This is a genomic window from Bacillus sp. EKM501B (assembly GCF_011800505.1).
GTDB lineage: Bacteria > Bacillota > Bacilli > Bacillales > Bacillaceae_G > Bacillus_A > Bacillus_A cereus.
Genome location: NZ_JAALFZ010000002.1, coordinates 88,467 through 96,940, shown reverse-complemented (window position 1 = coordinate 96,940; position 8,474 = coordinate 88,467). Strand labels below are relative to the sequence as shown.

Here is an 8,474-nt window from a genome sequence, read left to right as displayed (position 1 = left end):
CTTCAAGTAAAGTTCCATCAATATCAAAGAAAATCATATTACAATCTCCTTAACTACTTAGTGCTTTCTGCAAGCTTATATCCTCTTACAAACAATAGAGTCACATAAGAAACAATAAATGAGAAAATGCTATACATGCCGACCCAAAAGAAAAATTTTGGAGTAAAGGCGATAACACCTATTATTAAAAAACTAGCAAACGTTACAATCGGCATTACGTAATACGTTTTCGTCTTGCGCGTTCCAATAACAGAAACGATAAAGATAAGTAACGGACAAATTAATAAGACGAAAATCAATTCATTCATAGTTATGTCCCCTTTTCTAATTGAAGTAATCTGTTTCTCGTAAACGTTTTGAAAAAATTACTCTCCTAATATAATTTCGCTAAGGGATAACGAATCCCTGTTGAAAACCGGTAATTCATGATGAATTTTACAAGAAAAAACGTAAGCAAGAGAACACTTGCTTACGTTATAAAATAAACATCGCAAAGATAGTGGTGACAATTAAACCGATAACAACAGGTAAAAAGTTTCGGCGTGCAAGTTCAAATGGATCTACCTTGCAAATTGCAGCAGCAGGAATAAGCGCCCAAGGAATTAACGTCCCGCCCCCGGTCCATATAGCCGCAATTTGTCCGAGTGCTGTTAATGTAGCTGTTCCATGGCCAAGTGCTGTTCCAAAAAGATTGGCAATGGAACCAGCAAGTGATATACCTGAAAAACCTGATCCATCTAAGCCGGTAATGACACCAACGATGGTTAATGTCCCTGCCGATACATATTGATTTAAAGGAACAGTTTGAGATAAAGCGATGCCTAAGTCGTTAATGATTCCGTGTGAACCTTTCGGTAAATAGTCCCCGATAATTTTTACAAATCCACTATCTCCTAAATAAAAGAGTGCAGCGATAGGAATAACTGGTCCGAAAATTTTAAAGCCAAATTGGAGCCCTTCTATGAAATAATCGGTCGTTTTATTCAGTCCATTTCCTTTGTAGGCGATGAGGGAAATGATGATAATCATAATAACAGTCGTTCCGCCGATAAGTGCAGTTGCGTCGCTTCCTTGTAATTTAAATTGAATCATGCAAAGGATATCAATGATATATATGATAGGGATACAAATAGCGAGCCATTTTTTTATGCGAGGAGATAATGAAGTGAGCGTTTTAGAAGACTCAGTTGATGGAATAGCTTCTTGTATAGATAAGCCTGTATGAAACTCTTTTCGTAAGAAGAAAAAAGCGACAGAAGTTGTCACAATGCCCATAACGATAACGAGTGGAACACTTGCAGATACGACGCTGGAAACAGGGAGACCAGCCGCGTCTGCAGTTAATTTCGGTGCACCTTGAATAACGAAGTCTCCAGATAAGGCGATGCCGTGTCCAAATAAGTTCATAGCAATTGCAACCCCAATTGGAGGAAGGCCGACACGTACAGCAACCGGTAATAAAATAGCTCCCATTAAGGCGACAGCTGGAGAAGGCCAAAAGAAGAAAGAAATGGTCATCATTAAAAGGCCGATAATCCAGTAGGCGAGTGTAGGTGTACGAATCATTTTTGTAAATGGTGAAATCATCGTATCATTTATGCCAGTATGAACGAGTAAATTGCTCATTGATACGATAATGGAGATGATTAATATAGTTGGTAATAGCTCAGTAATGGCGTAAATGAAACTTTGAAAAATTCCGCTAATGGCAAGAGGGATAGAACTTGTTGCAGTTAATGCCAATAAAAAGATAAAAACGATACAAATGATAGTCGTATCTTTTCGGAGAATAAAAAAGGTAATAATAGTGAGTAAACAAATAATGTAGAGAGCGTGTAATAGCGTTAATTCAACTCCCATAACATTCACATCCTTTAGGCATTCGTGTAGTTTATTGTATGAAAGCAGTGAAAGTATGTGAGTATAGGAAAAAGAAAAAAGTGAAATTTCATGTACTGTAATGATAAGAATAAAAAATGGATGATACAATACAATTAATCCTAAAAATGGGATTTGAGGAGAAGGGGAATGGGGGAGTAAGAATGAGAGAAAAAATAGGATATTATGGTGTGCTAGTTTGTTTACTATTATCAGTTATTTCAGGACAATTTCTTAACAGTGAATGGGTACCAGTTATATTATGTATAGGAGTATTGATTTTTGCTCCTATGTATCGCTGGAATGAATGGAAAGCATATAGTCGAAAAAAGAAAATGGTTTTCAGCATCGAATTTGTCATTATAATCAGCACAATTCCGTTTTTGTTATGGAAAGGAAATGAGGTAATAGATGGAATTGTAATGTTTCAAGGGTGGTTGTTTATTGCGAAAATGCTATATTTAATATGCATTTTAATGTTGGTAGTGGTAGTCACTAAAATAGTAAACGAAAAGCTATTCGTTAATGAATAAAAGAAAATGCCACCTTATTCGGTGGCATTTCCTCATTAGAAAGAATTCTATGTGCAACGAAAAACTCCTTTAAAAAAGGTCGTGATTTCAACAAGGAATAACAATTAGTTCTCGATTTGATTTTGTAATAACTTCATATCCATCTTTTGTAATGACGATATCGTCTTCAATTCTACAACCGCCCCAGTTCGGTATGTAAATGCCCGGCTCAACTGTAACAACCATACCTTCTTGTAAAGTTACCTTACTTTCTTGGGATAGGCGAAGCGGTTCATGTATTTCTAACCCAAGACCGTGCCCAGTAGAGTGGCCAAAGTATTGACCGTATCCATGTTCTGTAATGTAATCCCTCGTTATATCATCGATACTTTTCGCAGTTTCTCCAGGCTTAATCGCTTCAGTCCCACGTTTTAACGCTTCTCGTACAACATTGTATATTTTTTTGAATTCTTCCGATGGTTCCCCTATTGCTACAGTACGTGTTATATCGGAACAATATCCGTCGTAAAGTGCACCGAAGTCTAATGTAACGATATCCCCTCGTTCGATTATTTTATTTGATGCAACTCCATGGGGAAGTGAAGAACGAACGCCTGAGGCTACAATGATTTGGAATGAAGAAGATGTAGCCCCTTTTTTTCGCATGAAAAATTCTAATTCATCTCGTACAGCATTTTCACTTATTCCTGGTTTTAGAAACGTAAGAATGTGGTGAAATGCTTCGTCCGCGATATTAGCTGCAATTTTCATTGTTTCTATTTCAGGCGTGTCTTTAATGATACGAATATTTTCGATAATTTCGCACACTTGAATCATTTCCGCCTGTACGTATTTTTGCAAGTTTTTATATTGTTGCAATGTCATGTTGTTTTCTTCAATTCCAAGTTTTTGAATGTTTAATTTCGATACTTGATGTGCAATTTCTTTTTCTAAATTTCCTTTATGCATAATAATTTCAGCATCTTTTATTTGTGATTTCGCTTGATCTACATAGCGGAAATCAGTGATAAAAACAGCTTGATCGGCAGAGATTAAGACGACGCCAGCACTACCTGTAAATCCTGTTGCATATTGGCGGTTTTCTTTTTTGGTAATAAGTAACCCGTCAATTTCATAGTTTTGTAATTGATTTTGGATTTTATTAATTTTTAAAGTCATGTTAATTCCTCCTATTCACAGTATTGAATAAAGCAAATAGCGTGCCAAAATGTATATTTGAAGAAAGGATAGTAGGGACAACATATATTTTAGGGGAGATAAAAAAATAGCCTGTAATTTGTGGGAGGCGGTTTGTTCATAAAATCTAGATTGCTTCAATGAATAGCAGGGGGATGGGGAAAAATAATGATTGGAGTTACACTTGTACTTTATTTACATGCTGTAAAAAATTTTATACAAATGTGAAATGATACTGTCAATTTTTTTGACAATATTGAATGGATATAGCAACGAAATTGAAAACATATAAAAAATGCGCTGCATACAAGCAACGCATTTTTTTATTTACGCTTTTAATTTCATTACAATATCAGCATCTGGTGTTACATATACGGTTTGCTGATTGTCGTACGTAACAAAACCAAGTTTTGCACCACTCGGTTTTTTGACATGGCGTATTTTGGTGAAATCAACAGGTACAGAGCTAGACTCTTTCGCTTTACTGTAATAGGCAGCAATTTTGGCAGCTTCTAGTAAAGTTTCTTCAGCAGGCTCTAAAGAACGAATGACAACGTGAGAGCCAGGTATGTCTTTCGTATGTAACCAAATTTCATCACGGCGGGCAAACTTCGTTGTTAAATAATCATTTTGTTTATTGTTTTTACCAACGAAAATCTCTGTGCCATCACTTGCTACATATTTATCTAATACTGGTTTAGTAGGCTTTTTCTTTGCGTTTTTCGTTTTGCGATTGCGCACATAACCTTCTTCAGCTAATTCCTCACGAATTTCTTCAATATCTTTTGAAGAAGCAGCTTCCATTTGTTGAAGTAAGCTATCAAAATAAAGAATTTCTTCATTTGTTTTTTCGATTTGTTCTTCTACAACAACAACTGAATTTTTTGCTTTTTGATACTTTTGGAAATAGCGTTGTGCATTTTCAGATGGTGTTTTTAAAGGATCTAATGTAATTTTTACAGTTCCACCATTCTCATCGTAATAATTAACGACCTCAATATCTTTATCGCCCTTTTTTAAAGCGTACATATTGGCTGTAAGTAGCTCTCCAAATAGTTGATATTTATCTGCTTTTCCAGCATCTTGCAGTGTTTTTTCGAGTTTAATGAGTTTTTTCTCGTTTTTATTTTTTTCGTTTTGCATAAAGCGTTCTAAATCATGAGCTTGTTGTTTTACACGATCACGTTCTGCTTTGCCAAAGAAGAAACGATCTAACAATTCGCTCACTGATGAGAATGTTTTTTCTTCTCCTTGCAAGTGTGTAAGAGGGAAAAGATAAAAGAATTCTTTTCCATTTGCAGTAATCATTGTAGGTGTATATGCATGAGATAGTAATGGTGTTTGTATAGAGAAAAATGCTTCTGATAATGCTTTCTCGTTTGCCATACCGGCTTTCTTTACTACTTCTTTTGCAAATAATGGGGATATTCCCATGAAAGCACCGACGAGTTGTTTATCCATATTTCCAGATAGAAAGTCTAGCGGTCTAATAAAATCATCTGCGGTTTCAATTTGCAGAGGATTGATTTTATGTTGGGCTGGTGGCGCGACGTACTCAGCACCAGCATATACAGTTCGGTGACGGTTTACGGCTAATGAAACGTGTTTTAAGCTATCTAAAATCACGTTTGTTTTCGTATCTAATAAGATAATGTTACTATGTCGTCCCATTATTTCAATTACTAATGTTTTTAATGATTCGTCTCCGATTTCATTACGACTGCGAACTGTAATTTGAATAATGCGTTCTAAGTCGATTTGTTCAATTTTTTCAATAAATCCACCTTCTAAATGTTTGCGAAGAAGCATACAGAACATCGGCGGTATTGCTGGCGAATCGTAGTTTTGATTCGTTAAGTGCATACGCGCATATGTAGGATGAGATGAAAGAATTAGTTTTTGGTTCTTTCCATTCGCTCGAATATGTAATAAAATCTCGTATTTTGAAGGTTGATATATTTTGGAAATTCTTCCTGTGTAAAGAGAATTTTCAATTTCATGTGTAATCGCTCTTGTAAATAATCCATCGAATGCCATAAATGAACACTCCTTTCTAACTAAATGTTAATTATAGCATTTTTTTGGACGAGGCTGAATAAGCTTTCAATAGAGTATGTCTGGAATCAGGAGGTCGATAGCAGGATGAACTGGTATGGAATGCGAGCACATGAAGTGGAAGAAAGAACGAATACGAATGTAAAGGTTGGACTTACAGAGAAAGAAGCAGAAGGGCGAGTAAAGAAATTTGGTACTAATGAATTAGAAGAAGCAAAAAGGCCTTCTGCACTAATGGTATTTTTAGCACAGTTTAAAGATTTCATGGTACTCGTTTTGTTTGGAGCAACAATTGTTTCTGCGTTTTTAGGTGAATACATTGATTCTATTGCTATTGTTGCCATTGTTATTATCAATGGTATTCTCGGCTTTTTTCAAGAAAGAAAAGCTGAAAAATCATTGGAAGCTTTAAAGGAACTAGCCGCTCCGCAAGTTACTGTAATGCGGAATGGAAAGTGGGTAAAAGCACCATCTAAAGCACTTGTTTTAGGGGATATTATTAAGTTTTCCAGTGGTGATCGTATTGGGGCTGATGTGCGTCTTGTTGAGGCATCAAGTTTATATATTGAAGAGTCTGCTTTGACAGGGGAGTCCGTACCTGTACAAAAGAAGGTAGAAGCATTGCAAGGGCAAGATGTTGCAATTGGGGATCAAAAAAATATGGCTTTTATGGGGACAATGATTACGCGAGGATCTGGTACAGGAGTTGTTGTAGCAACTGGTATGAATACAGCGATGGGGCAAATTGCAAATATGTTGCAAAATGCAGAGCAAATGGAAACGCCACTGCAAAGAAGGTTAGAACAGCTCGGAAAAATATTAATTATTGTAGCTCTTATTTTGACAGCGCTCGTTGTATTGGCTGGTGTGTATCAAGGGAATGAAGTATATCATATGTTTTTAGCTGGCGTATCGCTAGCTGTTGCGGCTATTCCAGAAGGATTGCCAGCAATTGTTACAGTAGCTTTATCACTTGGTGTACAGCGTATGATAAAAAAGAGAGCAATTGTAAGGAAGTTACCGGCCGTAGAAACGTTAGGCTGCGCTTCTGTTATATGCTCTGATAAAACGGGAACAATGACGCAAAACAAAATGATGGTAACACATATGTGGTCAGGCGGAGAATTGTGGAAAGTGACAGGGCAAGGATATGAACCTAATGGCTCTTTTATGAAAGGTGAAAAAGAAGTGAATCCAGCTAAGACAAAATCACTTTATCAGCTACTTACATTTGGTTCACTATGTAACAATGCAAATATTATTCAAAAGAAAAAGGCGTACGTATTAGATGGAGATCCGACAGAGGGAGCGCTTGTAGCTGCAGCAATGAAAGCTGGGATAACACGTGAGGCATTAAAAGGGAAATTTGAAATTATTCGTGAATTCCCCTTTGATTCAACTCGAAAAATGATGAGTGTTATTGTACGAGATCGAGAGGGGAAAAAGTTTATTGTTACGAAAGGAGCACCGGATGTTCTTTTGCAACTGAGTCAAACAATCTTATGGGGGGATAAGCAGCAGCCGTTAAGTGAGCTATATAGAAAAGAAGTACAGGCGGCTATTCATAGCTTAGGTAGTCAAGCGCTTCGAACAATTGCAGTTGCGTTTAAACCTTTAAAAGTCACGGATTCTATTGAACATGAAAGAGACGTTGAAAAAGATTTTATGTTGGTTGGAATACAAGGTATGATTGACCCGCCAAGGCCAGAAGTGGCGCAGGCGGTAAAAGAGTGTAAAGAAGCTGGTATTCGAACAGTAATGATTACAGGTGATCATAAAGTGACAGCAATGGCGATTGCTGAACAATTAGGAGTTTTACCACCAGATGGACGCGTTGTTGAAGGAGTAGAACTCGCGAATATGGATGTGGAGGAATTAGAAAATGTTGTAGAAGATACGTATGTATTCGCTCGTGTATCACCTGAGCATAAATTGAAAATTGTTAAGGCACTGCAAAATCAAGGACATATAGTAGCGATGACAGGTGATGGAGTGAACGATGCTCCAGCGATAAAAACAGCGGATATTGGGATAGCGATGGGAATTACAGGGACAGATGTTGCGAAAGAAGCCTCTTCACTTGTTTTACTAGACGATAATTTTGCTACAATTAAATCAGCAATTAAAGAAGGAAGAAATATATATGAGAACATACGTAAGTTCATTCGCTACTTATTGGCGTCAAATGTTGGAGAAATTTTAGTTATGTTATTTGCGATGTTACTTGCATTACCACTGCCGATGGTTCCTATTCAAATTTTATGGGTGAACTTAGTTACTGATGGTTTACCAGCGATGGCATTAGGTTTGGATAAGGCTGAAGGAGATGTGATGAAGAGAACACCGCGTCACCCGAAAGAAGGGGTATTCGCTAGAGGGCTTGCGTGGAAAATAATAAGTCGAGGGTTTTTAATTGGAGCAGTGACGTTAGTGGCGTTTATTATTGCGTATAACCAACATCCAAATGAACTGAAATATGCACAAACTGTAGCGTTCGCGACGTTGGTACTTGCTCAGCTTATTCATGTATTTGATTGTCGTAGTGAGCATTCTGTCTTTCACCGTAATCCATTTGGGAACGTGTATTTAGTAGGGGCGGTTATTATTTCGTTACTACTCATGCTAGTGGTTATATATTATCCACCGTTACAACCAATCTTTAGCACAATGCCGATACAAGCAAGAGATTGGTTATTAATTGGAGGTTTGTCATCAATTCCGACTTTCTTACTAGTAGGTTCTTTATTAACAGGGAAAAAGGCTAAGAAGAAAAAGCCGATATTATATAAGAAGGGATTAAACTTGAAATAGTCAATGTTATGAAAATGTGAT

Annotated in this window: 6 protein-coding genes; 2 read left to right on the top strand and 4 right to left on the bottom strand. The window is 36.9% G+C overall.

Annotated features, from left to right (window positions below; translation table 11 throughout):
* Positions 1 to 53: 53 nt before the first annotated feature.
* Both HFD78_RS05160 and HFD78_RS05155 read right to left on the bottom strand, forming a co-directional pair.
* Positions 54 to 308: a YbeF family protein gene (locus HFD78_RS05160; RefSeq protein WP_001003937.1), complete on the bottom strand. Its 255-nt coding sequence runs from the start codon at positions 306 to 308 to the stop codon at positions 54 to 56.
* 166 nt (positions 309 to 474) lie between these two features.
* A complete protein-coding gene (locus HFD78_RS05155) occupies positions 475 to 1,860 on the bottom strand; it encodes a membrane protein (RefSeq protein WP_000537870.1) in 1,386 nt (461 codons plus the stop codon).
* Between the two features lie 182 nt (positions 1,861 to 2,042).
* Here HFD78_RS05155 and HFD78_RS05150 point away from each other — a divergent pair, with 182 nt between their 5' ends.
* On the top strand, positions 2,043 to 2,411 hold the full coding sequence (locus tag HFD78_RS05150; RefSeq protein WP_001208274.1) for a YoqO family protein: 369 nt from the start codon (positions 2,043 to 2,045) through the stop codon (positions 2,409 to 2,411).
* 87 nt (positions 2,412 to 2,498) lie between these two features.
* On the opposite strand, the gene HFD78_RS05145 is transcribed toward HFD78_RS05150, so the two are convergent.
* Together HFD78_RS05145 and HFD78_RS05140 are read right to left on the bottom strand one after the other, a co-directional pair.
* Positions 2,499 to 3,569 (bottom strand): M24 family metallopeptidase, encoded by a 1,071-nt coding sequence (locus HFD78_RS05145; RefSeq protein WP_000172802.1) that lies wholly within the window; start codon positions 3,567 to 3,569, stop codon positions 2,499 to 2,501.
* A gap of 345 nt (positions 3,570 to 3,914) precedes the next feature.
* Positions 3,915 to 5,624 (bottom strand): Rqc2 family fibronectin-binding protein, encoded by a 1,710-nt coding sequence (locus tag HFD78_RS05140; RefSeq protein ID WP_000863279.1) that lies wholly within the window; start codon positions 5,622 to 5,624, stop codon positions 3,915 to 3,917.
* A 105-nt stretch (positions 5,625 to 5,729) separates the two neighbouring features.
* On the opposite strand from HFD78_RS05140, the gene HFD78_RS05135 reads away from it, so the two are divergent.
* Complete coding sequence (locus HFD78_RS05135; RefSeq protein ID WP_001104775.1) at positions 5,730 to 8,453, top strand: calcium-translocating P-type ATPase, SERCA-type; 2,724 nt, start codon at positions 5,730 to 5,732, stop codon at positions 8,451 to 8,453.
* The last annotated feature ends 21 nt before the right edge of the window (positions 8,454 to 8,474 follow it).

Bases quoted from the DNA above. Each gene is read 5' to 3' on its own strand.
- HFD78_RS05160 (WP_001003937.1), bottom strand. From the start codon at position 308: ATGAATGAATTGATTTTCGTCTTATTAATTTGTCCGTTACTTATCTTT.
- HFD78_RS05155 (WP_000537870.1), bottom strand. From the start codon at position 1,860: ATGGGAGTTGAATTAACGCTATTACACGCTCTCTACATTATTTGTTTA.
- HFD78_RS05150 (WP_001208274.1), top strand. From the start codon at position 2,043: ATGAGAGAAAAAATAGGATATTATGGTGTGCTAGTTTGTTTACTATTA.
- HFD78_RS05145 (WP_000172802.1), bottom strand. From the start codon at position 3,569: ATGACTTTAAAAATTAATAAAATCCAAAATCAATTACAAAACTATGAA.
- HFD78_RS05140 (WP_000863279.1), bottom strand. From the start codon at position 5,624: ATGGCATTCGATGGATTATTTACAAGAGCGATTACACATGAAATTGAA.
- HFD78_RS05135 (WP_001104775.1), top strand. From the start codon at position 5,730: ATGAACTGGTATGGAATGCGAGCACATGAAGTGGAAGAAAGAACGAAT.